Origin of the sequence: Enterococcus pernyi, assembly GCF_045371165.1 — a bacterium.
In the GTDB taxonomy this organism is placed as follows: domain Bacteria; phylum Bacillota; class Bacilli; order Lactobacillales; family Enterococcaceae; genus Enterococcus_B; species Enterococcus_B pernyi.
In genome coordinates, this window is sequence record NZ_JBIQDM010000002.1 from 1 (window position 1) to 20,500 (window position 20,500).

The 20,500-nt window shown below is 39.4% G+C and carries 17 protein-coding genes and 1 tRNA gene; 5 read left to right on the forward strand and 13 right to left on the reverse strand.

The window, feature by feature from the left end; all coding sequences use genetic code 11:
- Positions 1 to 186: 186 nt before the first annotated feature.
- Genes ACH0AK_RS02585 through ACH0AK_RS02595 form a run of 3 tightly spaced genes read right to left on the reverse strand, consistent with a single transcriptional unit; the run spans position 187 to position 2,977 of the window.
- Positions 187 to 1,191, reverse strand: a complete 1,005-nt coding sequence (locus ACH0AK_RS02585; protein WP_023519883.1) for a FecCD family ABC transporter permease — start codon at positions 1,189 to 1,191, stop codon at positions 187 to 189.
- Complete coding sequence (locus ACH0AK_RS02590; RefSeq protein ID WP_499796716.1) at positions 1,188 to 2,177, reverse strand: FecCD family ABC transporter permease; 990 nt, start codon at positions 2,175 to 2,177, stop codon at positions 1,188 to 1,190. The genes ACH0AK_RS02585 and ACH0AK_RS02590 overlap by 4 nt, the downstream gene beginning before the upstream one ends.
- On the reverse strand, positions 2,177 to 2,977 hold the full coding sequence (locus ACH0AK_RS02595) for an ABC transporter ATP-binding protein (protein WP_023519886.1): 801 nt from the start codon (positions 2,975 to 2,977) through the stop codon (positions 2,177 to 2,179). The genes ACH0AK_RS02590 and ACH0AK_RS02595 overlap by 1 nt, the downstream gene beginning before the upstream one ends.
- 165 nt (positions 2,978 to 3,142) lie before the next feature.
- Here ACH0AK_RS02595 and ACH0AK_RS02600 point away from each other — a divergent pair, with 165 nt between their 5' ends.
- A complete protein-coding gene (locus ACH0AK_RS02600) occupies positions 3,143 to 4,099 on the forward strand; it encodes an iron-hydroxamate ABC transporter substrate-binding protein (RefSeq protein ID WP_194179991.1) in 957 nt (318 codons plus the stop codon).
- Between the two features lie 153 nt (positions 4,100 to 4,252).
- On the opposite strand, the gene ACH0AK_RS02605 is transcribed toward ACH0AK_RS02600, so the two are convergent.
- The 7 genes from ACH0AK_RS02605 to rpmG form a co-directional block, all read right to left on the reverse strand.
- Positions 4,253 to 4,936, reverse strand: a complete 684-nt coding sequence (locus tag ACH0AK_RS02605) for a response regulator transcription factor (protein ID WP_010735133.1) — start codon at positions 4,934 to 4,936, stop codon at positions 4,253 to 4,255.
- Positions 4,914 to 7,538, reverse strand: coding sequence for a DUF4118 domain-containing protein (locus tag ACH0AK_RS02610; RefSeq protein WP_137072551.1), 2,625 nt, complete (start codon positions 7,536 to 7,538; stop codon positions 4,914 to 4,916). The genes ACH0AK_RS02605 and ACH0AK_RS02610 overlap by 23 nt, the downstream gene beginning before the upstream one ends.
- Positions 7,539 to 7,565: 27 nt before the next feature.
- Positions 7,566 to 8,087 carry a potassium-transporting ATPase subunit C gene (locus ACH0AK_RS02615; RefSeq protein ID WP_023519889.1) on the reverse strand — a complete coding sequence of 174 codons (522 nt, stop codon included), beginning with the start codon at positions 8,085 to 8,087 and terminating at the stop codon, positions 7,566 to 7,568.
- Between the two features lie 36 nt (positions 8,088 to 8,123).
- On the reverse strand, positions 8,124 to 10,154 hold the full coding sequence (gene kdpB, locus ACH0AK_RS02620; protein ID WP_499796717.1) for a potassium-transporting ATPase subunit KdpB: 2,031 nt from the start codon (positions 10,152 to 10,154) through the stop codon (positions 8,124 to 8,126).
- Between the two features lie 15 nt (positions 10,155 to 10,169).
- Complete coding sequence (kdpA, locus tag ACH0AK_RS02625) at positions 10,170 to 11,846, reverse strand: potassium-transporting ATPase subunit KdpA (protein ID WP_023519891.1); 1,677 nt, start codon at positions 11,844 to 11,846, stop codon at positions 10,170 to 10,172.
- Positions 11,847 to 12,161: 315 nt separating this feature from the next.
- A complete protein-coding gene (locus ACH0AK_RS02630; protein WP_010735128.1) occupies positions 12,162 to 12,653 on the reverse strand; it encodes a dihydrofolate reductase in 492 nt (163 codons plus the stop codon).
- 82 nt (positions 12,654 to 12,735) lie between these two features.
- Entirely contained in the window at positions 12,736 to 12,900 is a 165-nt protein-coding gene (rpmG, locus tag ACH0AK_RS02635) for a 50S ribosomal protein L33 (protein WP_373865805.1), read from the reverse strand.
- A gap of 217 nt (positions 12,901 to 13,117) precedes the next feature.
- Here rpmG and ACH0AK_RS02640 point away from each other — a divergent pair, with 217 nt between their 5' ends.
- Complete coding sequence (locus tag ACH0AK_RS02640; protein WP_226075381.1) at positions 13,118 to 13,564, forward strand: DUF2188 domain-containing protein; 447 nt, start codon at positions 13,118 to 13,120, stop codon at positions 13,562 to 13,564.
- A 126-nt stretch (positions 13,565 to 13,690) separates the two neighbouring features.
- Here ACH0AK_RS02640 and asnB read toward each other — a convergent pair whose 3' ends face one another.
- Positions 13,691 to 15,586 (reverse strand): asparagine synthase (glutamine-hydrolyzing), encoded by a 1,896-nt coding sequence (gene asnB / locus ACH0AK_RS02645; RefSeq protein WP_010735126.1) that lies wholly within the window; start codon positions 15,584 to 15,586, stop codon positions 13,691 to 13,693.
- 651 nt (positions 15,587 to 16,237) lie between these two features.
- Here asnB and ACH0AK_RS02650 point away from each other — a divergent pair.
- A complete protein-coding gene (locus ACH0AK_RS02650) occupies positions 16,238 to 16,798 on the forward strand; it encodes a hypothetical protein (RefSeq protein WP_226075384.1) in 561 nt (186 codons plus the stop codon).
- Positions 16,799 to 17,614: 816 nt separating this feature from the next.
- On the opposite strand, the gene ACH0AK_RS02655 is transcribed toward ACH0AK_RS02650, so the two are convergent.
- Together ACH0AK_RS02655 and ACH0AK_RS02660 are read right to left on the reverse strand one after the other, a co-directional pair.
- Positions 17,615 to 17,702: transfer RNA gene (locus ACH0AK_RS02655), tRNA-Ser, on the reverse strand.
- A 330-nt stretch (positions 17,703 to 18,032) separates the two neighbouring features.
- Positions 18,033 to 18,599: a TetR/AcrR family transcriptional regulator gene (locus ACH0AK_RS02660; protein ID WP_023519894.1), complete on the reverse strand. Its 567-nt coding sequence runs from the start codon at positions 18,597 to 18,599 to the stop codon at positions 18,033 to 18,035.
- Between the two features lie 254 nt (positions 18,600 to 18,853).
- Between ACH0AK_RS02660 and ACH0AK_RS02665 the strand changes: the two genes are divergently transcribed.
- The gene (locus tag ACH0AK_RS02665; protein ID WP_194179989.1) at positions 18,854 to 20,188 is read left to right on the forward strand and encodes a DUF1576 domain-containing protein; all 1,335 of its coding nucleotides are present in this window, start codon (positions 18,854 to 18,856) and stop codon (positions 20,186 to 20,188) included.
- Entirely contained in the window at positions 20,157 to 20,492 is a 336-nt protein-coding gene (locus ACH0AK_RS02670; protein ID WP_023519896.1) for a hypothetical protein, read from the forward strand. Before ACH0AK_RS02665 ends, ACH0AK_RS02670 begins: the two co-directional genes overlap by 32 nt.
- The last annotated feature ends 8 nt before the right edge of the window (positions 20,493 to 20,500 follow it).

Genomic DNA, 20,500 nt, shown 5'->3' on the forward strand with positions numbered 1-20,500 from the left:
GGCTGTATAGAACGCTTACATATTCATTATAACAATACATAACCTTTCGTTGGATGAGAATTGTATTAGATAGGTCTTGTTACTTTATTTCTTATCTGGCTGTTGAAGGTATTTCTAAATCTACTAAAAAACACTAAAGGCAAAATCGCCTTCAGTGTTTCCCGATCCCAACATTCTGGTCTTATCCTAGACAGATAGTTGTTTCTTTTGAATATAAAATAATAAATAAAGAAAATACGGTGCGCCCAAGACGGCAATCAAGATCCCTGTAGGAACTTCTCCATCTGGTAAAATGATGCGCGCAAGAATATCAGCAATATTGACAAATAATCCTCCGAACAAACCACTGAATAGGAGTGTCCACTGATTTTCTTTACGTACAATGATTTTGGCAGCATGCGGTGCGAGTAAACCCACAAAGGACAAGCTGCCTGCCACAGCAACACTGCCACAGGCTAAACCAACTGCAAGCAGTAATAAAACTGACTGACTTCGTGACACGTTCAACCCTAAGCTTTGCGCACGTTCTGGGCCAAAGGATAAAAGACCAATCCTGCGACTATAGAAAAACGCTAAAGGGATCAGAATAAGTACCCATGGCAAAAAGGCAGTGACATAAGGCCAACTAGCCCCCCAGATTGAACCTGCTAACCAAGCGTTCACAAAGCCATAATTTTCTTTTGAGATTTTTATCGTACTTAAAAGCATTGCCGCAGAAAAGCCCGCATTCACAGCGATACCTGAAAGGAGCAAGCGATTCATCGCTACTTGTCCAGAACGCTGATAGGCAACAAAATAGACTAGACATGCAGCAAGCGTGCCGCCTAAAAAGGCAACGAAAAGCAACAAGAAAGGTGACGCATGGCTAGTAAAAAAACCTAAGTATAGCATCACAAAAAATCCTGCGCCGGAGTTGATACCTAAAATACTTGAATCAGCTAATGGGTTTCTAGTTACTCCTTGCAAAAGATAGCCTGCGATTCCTAGACAGGTACCTGCGAATAAACTGATCAATAGGCGTGGCAAGCGAAATTCTGTCAGAACCAATTGTTGGACCTGTGTTCCTCTACCAAGTGCGACATCGATCAATTGATCAATATAAAGAAACGGTGTACCGATCATTAAACTGATTCCCGCAGTCACAAGCCATAAAAATAGTAACAGGCCAATCCCCCAATATATTTTTTTCACACGCGTTCCCTCCTAACTTGTACCAATAAAAAAGGGACACCAATCAAGGAAATAACTAAGCCAAAAGGTGTTTCAAATGGTGGATTGACCATGCGTGCCACAAAATCTGCTAACATAACTAAGATCCCCCCAGCGATAAATGAAGCTGGCAAGACATACCGATAATCCGTACCGACAAAGCCACGAACAACAGGTGGGACCATCAAACCAATAAAAGAGACGGGCCCAACTAAAGAAACAGCTAACGCTGCTAAGATCGAAACAAAGATGAAAACCAGTACCCGTGTGCGCTGTGGATGTCCTCCTAAGGCGATCGCATGTGATTCACTCAAATGGATCAGGGAGATCGACTTCCCTAATAGAAAAGAGCCAATAACCGCCACTAGATAGATAGGTGAAAGAACGAGTAACTGTTGCCAAGTAATATTCGCCGCACCGCCAACAAACCAAAAAGTCAAATCTTGTTGTAGATTAAATAACTGGGTCAGTGCTTGGCTGATTGCGGTAAAAAAAGAACTGATTGCCACACCGGCTAAAATCATCTGCATAGTACTGAGTCCTATTTTTGAAAAACTGAAAAAACCTAGAACGATCATCGTCACGATCAACGAACCAAGTAATGAAAGCAGAAAAATTGAAAACGGCGAAGCTTTAGGTAAAAAAGCAAAGCTAAATGCCATGGCTAACGAGGCACCAGCATTGATCCCTAACAATCCTGAATCTGCCAAGTTGTTTCGCGTTACCCCTTGCATCAAAGCGCCACTGAGGGCGAAACAGCTACCCACAATAAATGCTCCGATGACCCGAGGCAGACGGATATTACGTATGATCTGCTGGGATTGATCAGTTGGATCGAAATGGAACAACGCCTGCCAGACTTCATTTCCTTTAACTTCAGAAGCACCATTATACAAAGCAAAAAAGAAGACAAGGATTGCCAATAACAGAAGCAGCCATAGGATATTTATTTTTTTCCCTTTCCTCATCATTTTCCCTCCGGTTTCTTGATGAGATCATATGTTAAAAAGACAGGTTTATTTGTTTCAGGTAATTGAACGATTTGTGCTTCGATCTCAAAAATCTCTCTCATCCATTCTTTCGTGATGACTTGTTCTGGAGTCCCGTTGACAATTAATCGCCCTTCTTTCATTGCGACTAAATAATCGGAAAAACGGGAGGCATGATTGATGTCATGGATCGACATCAAAATCGTTGTTTTTTTCATTCGGTTGATTTCTTTCAGCAGATCTAAGATTTCCAGTTGATGCGCCGGATCTAAAAAAGTTGTCGGTTCATCAAGGATCAAGATATCTGCTTCTTGAGCTAACGCCATCGCAATCCAGACTCGTTGGGCTTGACCTCCGGATAAACTCGCTAAGTCTCGATCTTTTAGCGAGATCAGATCCGTCGCTGTCAATGCCCACTCAATGGCTTGCAGATCTTGATCATCCATGCCACTGAATAGTTTTTGATAAGGATATCTACCGTAAGAAACGACTTCTTCGACTGTCATTCCTAATGGGTATTCACTCGTTTGGGCTAGTAAGGCAAGTTTCCGAGCTAGTTCTTTCGAATGATAGGTCGTCAAGTCACGATCGTTGACTAATATTTTACCGTTTTTTACAGGAAGTATGCGGGTAAAGCTTTTTAATAATGTAGACTTACCACTGCCGTTCGGGCCAATCAAACTGGTGATTTTCCCTTCTGGTATAGCGACAGACAAATTTTCAATTATCGTTTTGTTGGGGTAACCGGTAGTAATTTCAACTGCATTTAATCTAGACATATACTTCCCCCTCTCATTGAAAATCATTCTCAATTATGACGGTACTTCACAAATTCGTCAAGCACAAATTTCGTCATTTACGTTAGTAAAAAGAGTTGACAGCGCCCTTTTCTTGGGGAATAATAGCAATTGAGAAACATTCTCAATTACGTTTGGAGGAAAGACATGAGACTTAAAAATAAACTATTCACAATCTCTAGTGCATTACTTTTGGTGGGATTACTGAGTGCTTGCTCGCCAGGCTCATCTACAACCGAAGAGACAACCGCATCATCGACTACTGCTGATAATGGTACGCATACCTTGACAGATACATTAGGACATTCAGTTGAAATACCTAACCAACCAAAGCGGATCATCGGCAGTTATTTAGAGGATTATCTTGTTGCGTTAGGTGAAACCCCGGTTGCTCAATGGACAGTCGGCAGTGGTTCGATCCAAGATTATTTACAAGATGATCTGAAAGATGTCCCAACTATCTCCTATGATCTACCCTATGAAAATGTGTTAAGTTTTGAACCTGATTTATTATTGATTTCTTCTTCAGCCACTGTTGAAGGTGGTAAATACGAGCAATATAGTAAAATTGCTCCAACCTATGTTGTTAAAAATGGTACCGATGTCACATGGGAAGAACAGTTGCAAGACATTGGCAAAGTATTGAATAAAGAGGACAAAGCAGAGGAAATCATTCAAGATTATCAAGATTACGCGAAAGAAACACGAGAAGAATTGAGTGATCAGATCGATGGGAAAACAGCGGCTGTCTTATGGGTCACGAACAACTCTGCCTTTATGGTCAGCCAGAATCGTTCAAGCGGTCGCATCGTTTATGAAGATCTACAATTTGGTGTGCCATCTTTAGTAGAAGAAGTATCAAAAGAGGCAACCTCTGATTGGTCAGCTGTTTCATCAGAAAAATTAGCTGAATTAGACGCAGACTACATCATCTTAGTCAATAGTGATGAAGAAGCAGCGATGTTCAACGAACCCACTTGGCAAAATCTGAAAGCAGTCAAAGCGGGTCAAGTGTTCGAATTTGGTCCAACTTCTAGCTGGTTATATAATGGACCAATCGCTAGTCGTCAAATGATCGATGATATCAAAGGCGAGCTAAAGTAAAAACGTGAAAACCACAATTTGGCTTGCGCTGTAAATAAAAGAAGTGTTCCATGTGCTAGCTGGTAAACAGCACATCGAAAAACGACAATCACCAAGCGGTAAAATTCTTCGGTGATTGTCGTTTTTTTCGATATTCAATTTGTTTGTCGCTTACTAAGAATTTCGGTAATCACGTAACCGATAGCCAACTCCGATCTCAGTGATCAAATATTCTGGACGAATGGTATTTTTCTCGATTTTTTTCCGAATGTTTGACATATTCACTCGCAACACTTGGGAATCTGTTCCATAAGGCCCCCAAACTTCTGATGTTAATACGCGATAAGTGACGACCTTCCCAAGGTGTTGGAATAATACGAGCAAAATGCGATATTCATTCTTAGTGAGATGGATCGGTTCTCCTGCTTTGGTTAACAGTTGGCTTTCTGTGTCCAAAGTCAATTCACCATTGGTGATGACTGAAGGTAATTCCTCTTGTTTACGATGACGAAAAGCGGTTCTGATCCTAGCAAGTAATTCATTCATCCCAAAAGGTTTAGTGACGTAATCATCAGCACCGAGATCGAGGGCTTTGACTTTTTCATGCTCGTTGTTTCGCGCTGAGATCACGATCAACGGTGTAGCCAGTCGTTTACGAATGATTTTCAATAATTCGATGCCATCAATGTCTGGCAAACCTAAATCGAGCAAAATCAAGTCAAAGGAATCTTCTTGGAACACATGCAAAGCTTCCATGCCTGTTGTGGCAATCGTAACGTGATAATGTTCTTTTGCCAACACGACTTCCATAAAATCAGTGATCGTTGGGTCATCTTCAATCAATAGTACTTTCCTCATGTAACGTCACCTCCTCACTCTTGTTCAAATAGATGCGAACCACTGTTTTCCCTTCTGATACAGCCATCTCTAATTTCCCATTATGGGCATGGATGATGGTTTTGACAATACTTAATCCAATGCCAAGACCATTTTTTGAATCGATTGGTACTTCTTCTTCATTAGATAGATTCATCTGGATTTTTTCATATTGCTTCAATGAGATTTCACCATCATTCTTCACTTCGCAAATGACCTGTTGTCCCTCTTGAAACACGCTAACTTCTACTTGCCCTTGTGTCGATCCATGACGAAACGCATTTTCCACCAGATTGAACATCGCTTGCTCAATCAAGATAGGGTCAACTTCGACAAATAAAACCGCTGTCGGTAAATGAACCAATAGTTCCTTGTCAGGATAAACTTTTGTGACATGTTCATAGACTGCTTCGATGATTTCCTCAATCGGTTCTGTTGTTTTTTTCACTTGCATCGTGTCCATATTGATCCGTGTGATCGACAACAGATTCTCCACCATTCGAATCAACCATTGGGATTCTGTCTGGATATCGGTCAGCAATTTTTGGCGCGTTGCTTGTTTCAGCTCTTCATCTGTTTGCAAGAGTGTTTCTGCAATCCCAGAAATCGCAGTCAATGGTGTACGCAAATCATGGGAGATCGCACGTAATAAATTACTGCGAACTTTTTCACGTTCATTTTCTAACTCAATTTGTTCTTTTTCATTCTTAAGCTCTGTTTGCTCTAAGATAACAGCAAGCTGGGTCAACACTAACCGTAAATAATTCAATTGACTATCCTCGATCGGCAGCCCGCGACTGCGACGAATCCCTAAAACAGCTAACGTCTTACCATTTGCGACAATCGGTAAATAAAAACCTTTTGCGCCACTTAATGTATCCGTTCCATAACCTGAGTCTTTTTGATTTTTAGCCGTCCAATAAGCTACTGCTGCCTCTTCTGGATGATCGAGTAAAAATGGGGCATCTTTTGGTGTATATTGGCTTAGCTTGATGGCATGTTTATCAAAGAAAATCACTTCCCGATCCAATAGTCTACCTAAATAAGTGGCAGATAATTCAACGATTTGTTGCTGGTCTTCTGCTAAAACAAACTGCTTGTTCAGTTCATACAGAATTTCCATCTGTTGTTCTTTTTCTCTGGCATGGACAGCCTGTTTTTTCAGACGAACCATCAAATTACTGATCATCAATGCAACGATCAGCATGATGACTAAAGTAATCGGATAACCTTGTTTATATACGGTCAAGGAATACAGCGGCTCGACAAAAAACCAGTTGAAAGCTAAGACACTTAAAATAGAAGATAATGCGCTCCAAAAATAGCCAGAGGTCAAACGGGCAACAAGTAAGATAAAGAAAATGTACACCAACATCAAGTTTTGTTCTCCAAAGTGAAGATATTGCATCACTTCAGTCAAGAGCGTTGCTACGAACACACAGATCAATGAAATCGCAAAATCTTTTCCTCCCCCTTCCACTAGTTTCTTGGAATGGGAAAGGATGGTTGAACGTTTTTCTTTATAAGGAATCAAGTGAAGTTCAGTTTCTGGCAATCGTTTGAGCAGTCGTACATCCAGCTCTTCTGAAAACAATCGCTCCGTCCACGGTTTCGCCAAATTTTTACCGATGATCAAATCGGTTGCGCCGACCAGTTTAGCATATTCGACGATCGTTTCAAATGAATGGTCCTCCTCGATTACCACGACTTCTGCGCCAAGTTTCTCCGCTAAGTCATTCGTCCCTTGTAAACGATCATCGGAACGAATGTATAGCACGATCCATTCTGCCCCCAAGCCTTGAGCTAACCGAGCAGTCCACCGAATACTTTTCTCAGCCATTTTAGGGAAAGCATCTTGAACGATCGTGATCAATTTACTTTGGACACCATTTGTTTTACCGATCACACGATTGATATGATCCGAAGCCCGTTGAATCGCTAGACCTCGTAACTGTTCCAATTTTTTAGGAATAAAGAAGTGCTGCAAGGCGCGTTTTGCATTTTCATCAGCATAGATTTTCCCTTGCGCTAAACGATCGATCAATTCATCTGGTTCCACATCGATCACCTTCAATGTCGCCTGTTGGAAAAACGTATCCGGAACCGTTTCTTTTACTTCGATCCCAGTCACTTCTTCAACGATATCATTCAAGCTTTCAATATGTTGGACGTTGATCGTCGTATGGACATTGATTCCTGCATTCAATAATTCTTCGATATCTTGATATCGCTTGCGATTTCTTGATCCTGGCGCATTACTATGGGCTAATTCATCGATCAAAACGATCTCTGGCTGACGTTTGATAATGGCATCGATATTAGGTTCACTCAAAGTCAGCCCTTTATACGTCACTTCTTTTAAAGGAATCTGTGGTAATCCTTCTAATAATTGGTTCGTATCCGGGCGATCATGAGGTTCGATGTAGCCTACCACAATGTCTTTACCTAGTACGCTCAGCTCTTGTGCTTCCGCCAGCATTGCATACGTCTTGCCGACTCCCGCCGCGAAACCAAAATACACCCGTAGACGTCCTCGGCTTTTTTCACGCTGGTGTAACATTTCTGAAACATCCTGTCTTTCCATCTTTGTTTCACCTAACCCCTCTGCCACCTACATGTTATCAAGTGACAGATTCAATTCAAGCACGTTGACAAACATTCGATCTGAAAACCAATCTTTTTGTGCTTTTTCCTGTATTATAGCACGAATCTTAGTAACGTCTTCTCCCCGCTCTTTAGCGATACGAGAGACTTGACTTTCTGCGGCTACCACACTGATATGCGGATCAACACCGCTTGCAGAGTTTGTGACTAAATCGATTGGGATCTCCGTAGTTTGATTGCTTTGTTGTGCCAATTTCGTTTTATCTTCTACTAATTTCTTTTGCTCCGATGAGGTTGGTGAAAGTTGGGTCACGTCTTGCCCTCTTCCACTAAAATAAGCTGCCTGTTGAAAGGATTGTCCAATCAACGAAGAGCCAACCACCTTCCCTGAAACGACTTCCTGACTACCATTGGCTTGATGAGCAAAGAAAAGTTGACCGATACCAGTAACAGCGACGGTGTATAGCCCACCGAGGAGTAGGATGCTGAGGAATAAAAAACTAAGCTGTGCTCTAAGGATCTTTTTCATAGGTGAATTCCTTCTTTCTGCAAAATGTCTTTCTTTTTATATTAAGAAAAAGCTCAAAACGAGATCGATCAGTTTGATGAATATGAACGGGGCAATTAAACCACCTAATCCATAGACCAATAGATTATGCCGCAAAATCTGACTGGCAGGTTTTTCTGTATACTTGACTCCTTTTAACGCTAAAGGAATCAATGCGACAATAATCACTGCATTATAGATAACAGCCGATAAAATCGCCGTAAGAGGACTACCTAATGCCATGATATTCAATTGGGCCAATTCGGGATAGATCCCATAAAACAAGACTGGGATCACAGCAAAATATTTTGCGACGTCATTTGCAATACTAAACGTGGTCAAAGCACCTCTAGTCATCAATAATTGTTTACCGATACGTACGACCTTCAATAGCTTCGTTGGACTAGAATCTAAATCGATCATATTGCCCGCTTCTTTTGCTGCTTGTGTCCCTGTATTCATCGCCACTGCCACATCCGCTTGTGCTAATGCTGGCGCATCATTCGTTCCATCACCTGTCATTGCTACAAGATGACCTTTTTCTTGATAGTCACGAATAAGATCCATTTTATTTTCAGGTGTTGCTTCTGCGAGAAAGTCGTCGACCCCCGCCTCAGCCGCAATCGCCGCTGCTGTCAAAGGATTATCTCCTGTGATCATGATAGTTTTAATCCCCATTTTACGCATATCTGCGAAGTTTTCCTGTACGCCATTTTTTACAATATCTTTGAGATAAATGACCCCCATCACTTGATCATTTTTTACAACCACCAAAGGAGTTCCGCCAGCTTGGGCAACTTTTGCAACGATGTGATCACATTCTTCTGGATATTGTCCACCACGTGCCTGCACATATTTCTTGATCGTATCTGCGGCACCTTTACGGATCTGATCGCCACGATAATCCATGCCGCTCATGCGGGTTTGCGCACTAAAATCAATGAATTTCACTTCAAATTTTTCAAAAATACGTTCCCGCAAAGCAAATTTTTCTTTAGCTAAAATGACAATACTGCGGCCTTCTGCCGTCTCATCTGCTAAAGATGAAAGTTGTGCTGCATCAGCTAATTGTTGTTCTGTGACGCCATTGACCGGTAAAAACTCACTTGCCCGACGATTTCCTAAAGTAATCGTTCCTGTTTTATCTAACAGTAATACATCAACATCTCCCGCTGCTTCGATGGCACGACCACTCATTGCAATCACGTTTTCTTTCGTTAATCGACTCATTCCAGCAATTCCGATCGATGAAATCAATGCACCGATCGTCGTTGGCGCTAAACATACGAATAAAGCAATGACAACGATCGTCGCAATCGGCGCCCCTTTACCTGACAGCTGACTACTGAATTCGGTAAAAGGAACTAAACTAACAGAGACCGCTAAAAAGATGATCGTTAACGTGATCAAAAAGATTTGTAACCCGATCTCATTCGGGGTTTTCTTTCGTTGTGTCCCTTCCACCATTGAAATCATTTGATCTAAAAAGGAGTGTCCATTTTCGGATGTCACACGGATCACCAAGTAATCAGAAACCACCGTCGTCCCACCAGTAACGGCACTTCGATCGCCCCCTGATTCACGGATTACTGGCGCTGATTCCCCTGTAATGGCACTTTCGTCCACTGAAGCAGCTCCTTCGATTACATCACCATCCGCCGGAATTTGTTGACCCGATACTACGTAAATCAGATCCCCCTTTTTGAGATCAGAAGATTTGATCTCAATAAATTCTTGGTTTTCAATGTCTTCTAAGCGATTGATCTTATAAGTGACTACTTCTTTTTTTGCTTGCTTCAAGCTATTTGCTTGCGCTTTTCCGCGACCTTCTGCCACTGCTTCGGCAAAATTTGCAAACAATAAAGTGATCCATAACAAACAGGTGATCGTTATAGTAAACCATAAAGGCACGGTTGTTTGTCCAAAACAAAGGATCGTCGCTAAGATCGCTCCGATGTAGACCATGAACATCACTGGGTTTTTGATTTGTTGTCTTGGGTCTAATTTGACAAAGGCTTCTTTGATTGCCCATACATAAATAGTTTTCATTTGATTTTACTCCTTCTAACTTAAGGTAAAATGATCAGCGATCGGACCTAATGCCAACGCTGGTAAAAAGCTCAATGCTCCGACAACAAGGATAACGATCATCAACATGGAGATGAATGTGCCATTCGTTGTTGAAAGTGTTCCATCATTGATCGCGATGGTTTTCTTCCTTCCCATGTTTTCAGCCAAGAACAAAATAGCAACGATCGGAATGTAGCGAGAGCACAACATCAAGACACTTCCTAAAAGATTTAGAAACGGTTTATCTGCCGTCAACCCACCAAATGCACTCCCGTTATTATTTGCTAGAGAAGTCACATTATAAAGCAACTCACTAAATCCATGAGGCCCTTTATTGGTCAACCAAGTTAAAACATCAGGATGCAGTGAAACTGCCATCGTACCAAACAACGTCAATAATACTGGCGTCAAAATCACTAAACTAGCCATCTTGATATCGAAAGCCTCGATTTTCTTGCCTAAATATTCTGGCGTACGCCCGACAAGTAGCCCAGCGATAAAAACCGTCAGTAGTAGAAATGCCAACATGCCATATAATCCACTACCCACACCACCAAAGATGATCTCCCCTAATTGCATCAAGAAAAGCGGAATACCACCACCGAGAGGCGTAAAACTGTCCAACATCGCATTGACTGATCCATTCGATGCCGCTGTTGTGCTAACAGCCCATAAGCTTGACCAACCCACACCAAAACGTACTTCTTTTCCTTCCATATTCAGTGAACCCAGAACATCCGTAAAAGCGGGCCCATGATATTCACTAATTGCTACACCTACAAAAGCTGCAAAAAGAAAAACAAACGAAACGATCAAAATCGTTCGACCTTGTTTCCATTCTTTGACCCAATAGCCAAAAGCAAAAATCAATGCAGTAGGTATCAACAAGATGGCGAGATTCTCGATGAAATTAGAAAAAATCGTCGGATTCTCAAATGGATGAGCGGAATTTGCACCAAAAAATCCACCACCATTGGTTCCTAATTGCTTGATGGCTACTTGACTGGCCACAGGTCCTAGATACAACCATAAAGATTCTCCAGATAGACCAGTGTATGACATCCCATGACTAAACGTTTGAACCACGCCTTGGGAAATCAGAAGTACAGCAGTAATTAATGAAAGTGGTAAAAAAATGTAAAGCAAACTGCGTACTAGATCTTGCCAAAAATTGCCCAGTTGGCTTGATTTCCTTTGGATGATGCCGCGGATCAATGCACAAAGAACCGCTAAACCTACAGCTGCTGACAAGAAATTTTGAACAGTCAAACCAAGCATTTGCGTCGTATTCGACAGTGTCACTTCTCCTGCGTAAGCTTGCCAGTTGGTATTTGTCACAAAACTAACAGCTGTATTCACGGCTAAATCAAATGACAGATTTTCCACGCCATTATTGCCAGGAAGCCAACCTTGGACCATCAATAATCCGGTTAAAAATAGCAAAGAACAGATTCCAATACCCAACACATGCGCTAAATAGCGCTTCGCTGTCATTTTCTTTTGACTCTCAGGACCAATCAATTGATAAAAAAAGCGTTCGATTGGTTGGATGAAACGTACATATTTTGGTGTTTCCCCTGTCATGATCAACTTGATGTACCACCCAAGAGGTGCGGCTAAAACGAGTAGAATAAAAAAGAAAAACAACCCTTGAAATACTGCACTCATCATTGCTCTTCCCCCTTAAATAAAAACCAAAATAGATAAGCTAACAAAATAATACTGATACAACCTAAAAATAAGATCATTTTCTTCCTCTCCTTTGTTTTCATCATAGACAAAGGACTATAAAGATAGTGTTAATATTCAAGAAATTTCTTTATATGTTCTTTATACAACACAAAAAAACAGCTAAACCTTAAGGAGCAACGCTCGCTTGACTTAGCTGTTTCTCTATAAATAAGACAAAAAAAAGATGCTCCCATGATCTTGAACATCTCCCTTTATTTCTTTCAATCCTCCATTTTATGCATCAATGATCAGAGCTTACTTTCTTACCCATTTTTGGAAGCGATGGGCATAATGGTTTTCTTGATCCGTGATACCGATATGTTCTTCTGCTAGTTCAAAATCACTAAAGTCGATCTCTCCAATATACGTATCTCCTTCAAACTCACCATCGATCAGTGTTCGCCAAATAATCCCAGTCTGGGGCAATAGTTCTTGAAAGATCCGACTTCCACCAGAAACATAAATATCTTCTGAAACAGTCTCCGCAAAAGCCAATAATTCATCGATCGAATGCATGACTTCTGCATTTTCTTTGACCTCAAAATCTTCTTGGGTAGTCAACACGATGATGTGGCGATAAGGAAGAGATAGGTCGCCCATGCCTTCATATGTTTTACGCCCCATCACTAATAAACGATCCACCGTATGTTCTCTGAAAAAACGCATATCATTTGGCAAACGCCAAGGCAATAGCCCATCTTTACCGATCAACCCATTCTTGTCTTGGGCCCACATGGAAATAAACATTTTGACTCGCTCCTTTCATCTACTACTTGATTATACTAAAAATAAAAAAGCTTGGGTACAGACCCAAACTTTTTTAGACATATTATTTTGTTTCGCGGTGCAAAGTAACTTTACGTTCGCGTGGGCAATATTTTTGCTTTTCCAAACGATCAGGATTGTTACGTTTGTTTTTGTTAGTTAGGTAGTTACGTTCTTTACAAGAAGTACACTCTAAAGTAATGTTTACGCGCATGATTTTCCCTCCCATTTATACTAGAATCCTCTAAGATGACTCTCAGACTTGATTATCTTACCATGATTTTTATCAGATTGCTAGCCTTTTTCACGATTTTGTTAAGTAGTTCTACTTGACGAGCAAAAAATAAGCATAGCAAAAATTGAAACAGATGATTTTTCTTTTTACCAAGTTGAGATTACACTTGTTATAGTAGTAAAATCAATTATTCTTTTAGGAGGAGTTAACTATGCCTTGGAATATGAAAGATTTTCCACCAGCCATGAAGAACTTGGAAGAATTGACCAAAAAGAAAGCAATCGATATCGGCAATGCGCTTTTAGTTGAAGGCTATCCTGATGATCGTGCAATCCCGATTGCGATCAGTCAAGCGAAAGAATGGGTTGAAAGTGCAGATGAGAAAGAGAAGAAAGCTTTCTCAAAAGAGAAAAATCCACAAAAAAATGACAAGCATGATAGCAATCCGCGAGCAGCCAAATTATTAGACGCCACAGTCGAAGTCAAATTCGAAGAAGATCATTGGATCGTTCGCTCTAAAGGCGCTGAAAAAGCAAGCAATCACTTCGATCATAAAGAAGACGCCATTGAAAAAGGAAAAGAAGTAGCTCGTAATAAAGAAACATCCTTGATGATCTATAAAAAAGATGGCACATTTGAGCGAGAAGTCCATTACTGATTGTATACTATCGTACCTTTGAATAAAAAATCAACCTAGTCCGATTTACGGCAAAAAACGAAGAGTCTGCCCATTATGGATCGGCACTCTTCGTTTTTGCGTTCAATAGAAACATAGTTGGATCGTCTAAACTGTTACATATTGGATCGGTTCAGCTTGAGGAATCGTTTCATCCACAAAATAAACTTTGTACCACGTCAAGAAACTGAAAATCGTCCAAATCTTACGCTGTTCTTCACTTCTACCTTCATGATGGTCATCAAGTAATTTGATGATCTTCGCTTGATCAAAGAACTCTTTCGCAAAATCAGCTTCAAATAATTCTTTTACTTGGTGATAGCCATGTTCTTCTTTCAGCCAAGCTTTGATCGGTACAGGGAAACCAAGTTTTACACGATTTGACCATTCTTCAGGCAGATGCTTGTTCGCAGCTTGTCTAAAGACATCTTTTGTATTGTTTTGATTCAATAAATACTTACTTGGGATTTGTTGCGCTAATTTCATTACTTCGATATCAAGAAGTGGTACCCGCACTTCCAGTGAACTTGCCATTGAAAGTTTATCGGCTTTTAACAAAATATCTTTTGGCATCCATTGGTGTAAATCAACATATTGCATCTTGTTGATCTCGTCTTGGATTCCTTCCGTTTTCGCATAATGTTCTGCCATGATTTCTTTGACTGTTGGGGCTTGTTGAAATTCTGGCGTCAACAAGTTGGCCGCTTCGTTTTCTTCAAAGATCCGTGCATGTCCGATAAAATATTCTTTGGCAGGCGCTAAAGATTCATATAGATGAATCCTACCATGGAAATTACGCATCTTACCGATTTTTCTACCTAAGTTATAGCGAGTGCCTTTCGGTAATTTTTTCAATCCTTGAGCAATCACTCGGATAAATTTTGAATTTGTGTGGAAGCCATATGATTGATAGCCAGCAAATAATTCATCTGCCCCCTCACCAGATTGGACCACTCGTACACTTTGTGCCGCAAGATTCGCTAAGAAATATAACGGTACACAAGATGGATTAGAATCTGGTTCATCTAAATGGTATTGGATCAAAGGGAAAGCCTTAAACGACATGTCTCCATCAATGACAGCTGCGGTGTTATCCAAGTCAAGCATTTCTGTTAATTTACGTGCCTCGATTGCTTCATTATAGGTTTTATCATCAAAGCCTATTGAGAATGAATGGTCTGGTTTCAAAACAGAAGTCACATAACTTGAATCGACCCCACTTGATAAGAACGAGCCAACTTCCACATCACTGATCGTGTGTGCTTCGATCGATGCTTTCACAGTTTCATCAATTTGATCGATCCATTCTTGACGGCTTTGTGTGCCTTTTTCTTCAAAGTTCGCATCCCAATACTGTTGGATATCCATGTGGCCATCTTTGTAAGTGAAATAATGACCTTCTGGTAAACGATAGACGCCTTTAAAGAATGTTTCCCCATTTAAAGGAGAATATTGGAACGTCATATATGGTTTCAATGCTTCCCGATTCAATTCTTTATTGAAGTCTGGATGTGGTAAAAAACTCTTGATTTCAGAACCAAACATCAAAGTTCCGTTCATTTCAGCATAGTAATACGGTTTGATCCCAAAATGATCTCTTGCACCGAATAATTCTTTTTTCTCATTATCCCAAATCGCAAAAGCAAACATCCCACGTACTTTTTGCAATAACTCAGTTCCCCATTCTTCATAGCCATGTAATAAAACTTCTGTATCAGCATGGGTTTTAAAAATATGACCTGCATCGATCAATTCTTTTCTAAGTGGTTGATAGTTGTAGATTTCTCCATTAAAAATAATGATTTTTGTTTGGTCTTCATTGTAAATGGGCTGTGTGCCCCCTTCTAAGTCAATAATACTTAGACGTCTAAAACCCAAAGCCACATCACGATCAATGTATTCACCTGAACTATTCGGTCCGCGGTGAATGATGCGATCCATCATGTCATTTATGATTGCTTTTTTATTATCTTTGTCATTAACAAATCCTACGATTCCGCACATTTATTTCACATCCTACTAAAATTACTATTCCATTATTATGTCCACATGAATCTTATCACAGGAAGGCATCCAGAATGAATGATTTTCACTCTTACAATTTCGTCACATGAAAACAAATAAAATGAAAAATCTCTATCTTTAAAAAAAGTAGACTCAACAATTAATTTAACATGTTTTATCCTAGGAAGCTACTGGATTCTCCTATAGTTTACAAATATTTCATGTTATTCATAAATAGGGAGATTTTTGTAGACGTATATCTTCAAAATAACAAGCGATTTCATTTTTTATTTCAATCTAAAATCTTCTTTACTTGCGCTTTGATAGGATACCTTTTATCCATCACTGTCTTTTACGTCGGCATGTAAGAAAATCATCATGCGAGAAAAAAAGTCAGTTATTCTGTTTGGTAGAAACGAGAACTACTCGGCACAATATTAAAAAAACTTTTTATTTGCCTCTTATTACATTTGAAAATAACTAAGTATCTCTTTGTACTACCTGCTTCACTATACAGAGTAGGTAAATTTCAATAAATAAAATTCAATATACAATAACTGTAACCTGCTATCAAATCACTTGACGAAAAAACGAATTTCGGAGATGCTCAATTTAAGAACATATTTTATTTTAAAGTTAGGAAGGATGAACATGAAAAACGGAAAAGTACTATTAGGGATATTGTTAGGGGTAACAACTATTATTGGGGCATTTATATTAGGTATCATGCTATTCCCGTTATTTGCACCAGAAATCCAAAACACGACAATTCAAGAAGCCACAAATACTTCACAGGCAAAAAGTACCGAACGTTCATTAACCACAACAGAAACAACAAGCCCAAATGATCAACAGCTGGTAAATCAAACACCTACACAAGGACAAACCCCAGATTCAATTTTGGAAAAGGCATTAAATACACCTGCTACACCATTGAGCGCCTTTAGCTCAGATCCTTATGATTGGGATTTAAATCAAGCGAATATCACGAACGGCACCGCTCAGTCTATCGGCTGGATTCAAGCAGAAGACGCAACTGGAAGAATAGAGGTAGAATACCACTGCTTCGCTTGCGACACGAATTGGAGCGGTAGAAATTACGCCTATGAATGGAATGGCCAAACGATGACAACTAAAATAACTCCTTTTACAATCGTTGGAACACCTTGCGAACATCAAAAATCCTTAAAAAATCATGGCTATATTAGTTGATTTCAGATAAATAGAAAATCTATCTAAAAAAGAGAACAGATTACTTGAATACAAGAAAACAAGCGCACAAACCAAAAAAGACTACACCGTCGTTTAGATTTTTGCGCTTATCTTCTTGTAAATAAAATTTTTTATTGCTCAGGATAGGAAGCTAATGATTGCCCCATTACGAGGAACAAAGAGCAAGAACTTGAGATTCAATCAAAAAAAAATCAAAATTAGCAATCACTACTTTTATAAGAATTTTTTTTACGTCCTTTTTATTGCAAGAGTATTTTAAAACAACCTCTTCCATCATAGCGAAAAAATAATCCTCATGTTCACTCAACCTTCCCGTATAATTTAAGTATCAACGAGCAAGACGTTGAAATAAATCAGGATGGTAGATATAGATGGCAATTTATTATTTTAACAAAAAAACAGATGCGCGAGGAAATCACGAAGTCCACGTGATCTCATGTACGCATTGTCCAGAGGATGTACTTTTTATTGGCGTATTTTCTACATGTGAAGAAGCCCTACATAAAGCATGCACATCCCACACATCCAAAAGTTTCGATGGATGTCGCTACTGTTGCAAAGACTGCCATAACGGTTGACTTTCAAGGGATAGCTAGGCTGTCCCTTGTTGTTTCTTTCTTTTTACAGAGATCTTTCTTTATACATAAAATAGACCGTGTTTGTAAATTTACAAATCACATGAGATGAGTATGTAAAATTATAAAAGGAGTACCAAAAGGGGAGTCAAAGAATAATTTAAGATAAAAATACAACAAAAAAGACACGACCTAAATCGTTTCTAACCGTTGGTATATAAGGAAGGTACGGGATTTGAACCCGTGCACCACATTTCTGCGGCTCGCCGGATTTCGAGTCCGGTGCATTACCACTCTGCCAACCTTCCATGCCTACTATTTTTAATCTTTTTTCTGCAAATGTCAAGAGGTATTATGCACTCCAGTTCATCTTATTTGTTTTGTAAACTGGTCATTTAAATACCATAACTGTTATGTTTAAATCCGAAAACACTTTTCAAATTACAGGATTGGAATAAAATAGCTTACGGACATTCGTCTTCTCGCACCACCAAAAAACGAATAAACGGCGTTAACAGTAGAAGTAACCTCTTCGAAAAAATAAGGCGCCATCCACAAAAATTTGAAGAACATTTTTCGTAGATGGCGTCTTATTTCTAGAGGCTAAACACTTCTGTCTCGACCTCATGCTGTTGTAATTAGCGTATTTTTTCTGGATTTTCAATTGCAAGTACAGAATCGACCGTCGTTTTGATGATCGAAATGATTTGCTCTTCAGTCGGATGCATAATACTAGAAGACATCAATGAAGCAATACCAGTGATGGTTACCCAAGTACCAGTATGAAGCGCATCAATATACTCTTCCGATAAATCTTTATAGCGGGCGTCCTCTTTTAATAACTTACGGAAATAATTATAAGAAAAATCATGCATCTTTTGACCATTTCCATGCTCATCGATATATAAAGCCATATAAAGGCTATGGTTTTTCTTAGCGAAATAAATATAATTCAATCCTAAATCAATGATTTTATCGCCTGTACGCTCTACAGGAAACACTTCTTCTTCTAACTGTTGGAAGATGACATCTAATAGCGTATTTTTTAAATCTTCCATATTTTTGAACTCTAAGTAAATCGGTTGGGTAGATATCCCCATCTTCTTCGCGATATTTCGTGCAGTGAAACCTTTAAATCCTTCTTTAGCAACAACTTCATATGCAGCTTTCAGAATTTGATCCTTCGTATAGACTTTTCTTCTCATAATAAACTCCCCCACTCCATGCTACAGTCTCTGTTCTTTTATTTTAACCGATATTGATCAATTTTTGCAAATAATATACCTAAATTGTTATATTTTAAAGCATATATGTGTTTTTTTATTGATTTTCTCAATTTTCTAAATATTTTTTTGTGTAATTTGTTTCCCCTTACAATTTTTTATTTTGTGTTGAATTTAAGTTGACCTAAAGTTTTCTTTCAAGTTATAGTTAAATAAAAAGGAAAAGAAGGTGTGTAATGAAGAATAAAAGTGACGTTATTTATATTCATCCTAAAAAAAGAATCATTTCTCAAAGGAAAAACTATTTTTACCTTATTTTTACAGGCGTGTTTTTTTTGATTATTGGATTGCTTAGCGATTCTTTATCAAATAACCTCGTGGGATTAATGGTCATCATGACCTCCCCCAGTAATCTTTTGACCGACTATATTGCTTTAGGTGGATTTGGAAGCGCATTTATGAATGTAGGCTTACTTACACTCTCTTCTGTGTTACTCGCCTATCGCCATAAAGTCATGTTGAATGGTGCAATGTTTGCTTCCATATTGACTGTCTCGGGTTTTTCATTCTTTGGGAAAAATCTATACAATTCCATCTCCATTATCCTCGGTGTTTATTTATATGCCTATTTTATGCACAAACCATTTTCTCAATATGTAATGATTGGCTTATTTGGTAGTGCACTCTCCCCTGTTGTCAGCTATATTACATTCGGGATGGGTTTACCAATCCTTCAAGGTGCTTTCCTGGGTAATTTAGCCGGTTTGATCGTTGGCTTTTTATTGCCGATCCTAGCTGTTCAGACTCTGACCTTTCATCGTGGTTTTACACTTTATAATATTGGTTTTACTTCAGGGTTGATTGCTATGTTGGTGACAGGTATCCTTCGACAATTTAGTTATTCGATCGAAGTACATTCGATTCTTTCGACTGATTACCACCATGAATTGACTTGGATCATTTTTTTATTCTTTTTATCAACCGCTGTTTGTGGCTTCTTCTTTAATGCCTTCAAATTGAAAGGATTACGTGAAATCTTTGAGTCTTCTGGAAAACTTACAACAGATTTCATCGGCACATCAGGTATCGGCGCCACCTTGATCAATATGGGCTTTGTTGGCTTGTTATTGATGTCTTACGTCTTGCTGATCGGTGGTGTGCTAAATGGACCTGTGGTGGGAGGAATCATCTCAGTGGCTGGTTTCAGCTCATTTGGAAGTCATGTTAAAAATTGTTTTCCGATTTTGATTGGTATCTACATTGCCTCAATATTAGGGACGATGCATGATATGACCGAAACAACCATGCTCGTAGCTGCGATTTTCGGTACAGGGCTTGCCCCGATCAGTGGATTTTATGGCGGCGTTTATGGAGTGATTGCAGGCTTTTTACATATTACTCTTGTCCATAATCTCAGCACATTACACGGAGGATTGAATCTATATAATAGTGGGTTTTCAACGGGATTTATTGCTGGTATACTAGTGCCTATCCTAGAAAATTTTACGTTTACCGGGAAGGGAAAGAACGCACATGGAAATGGAAAAAGAACTATCAAAGAGGATCATTGATGAATTTCTCACGTATTTTTACGAACACGAGATCAATGAGATTCGTATTGGCTTAGAATATACAGATGAAGGACTGTATATCGAATTTCAAGGAACAACGAAAAATCCGCCAAAAGATTTGAATACATTGGCCTCACTGTTGAATACACCTAGAGATCCTAGTATGGAGATCTATTACCACGAGTTGCTAGGTACCCCTTCTCATGGCCAAGAATCCTATCGATTACTTGGGAATCTGATCGATGATGTGGAAATCATGTATGATTCGCCAATTTTGAACATCAAGATTTTTCGCCGGATTTAAATGTGAAA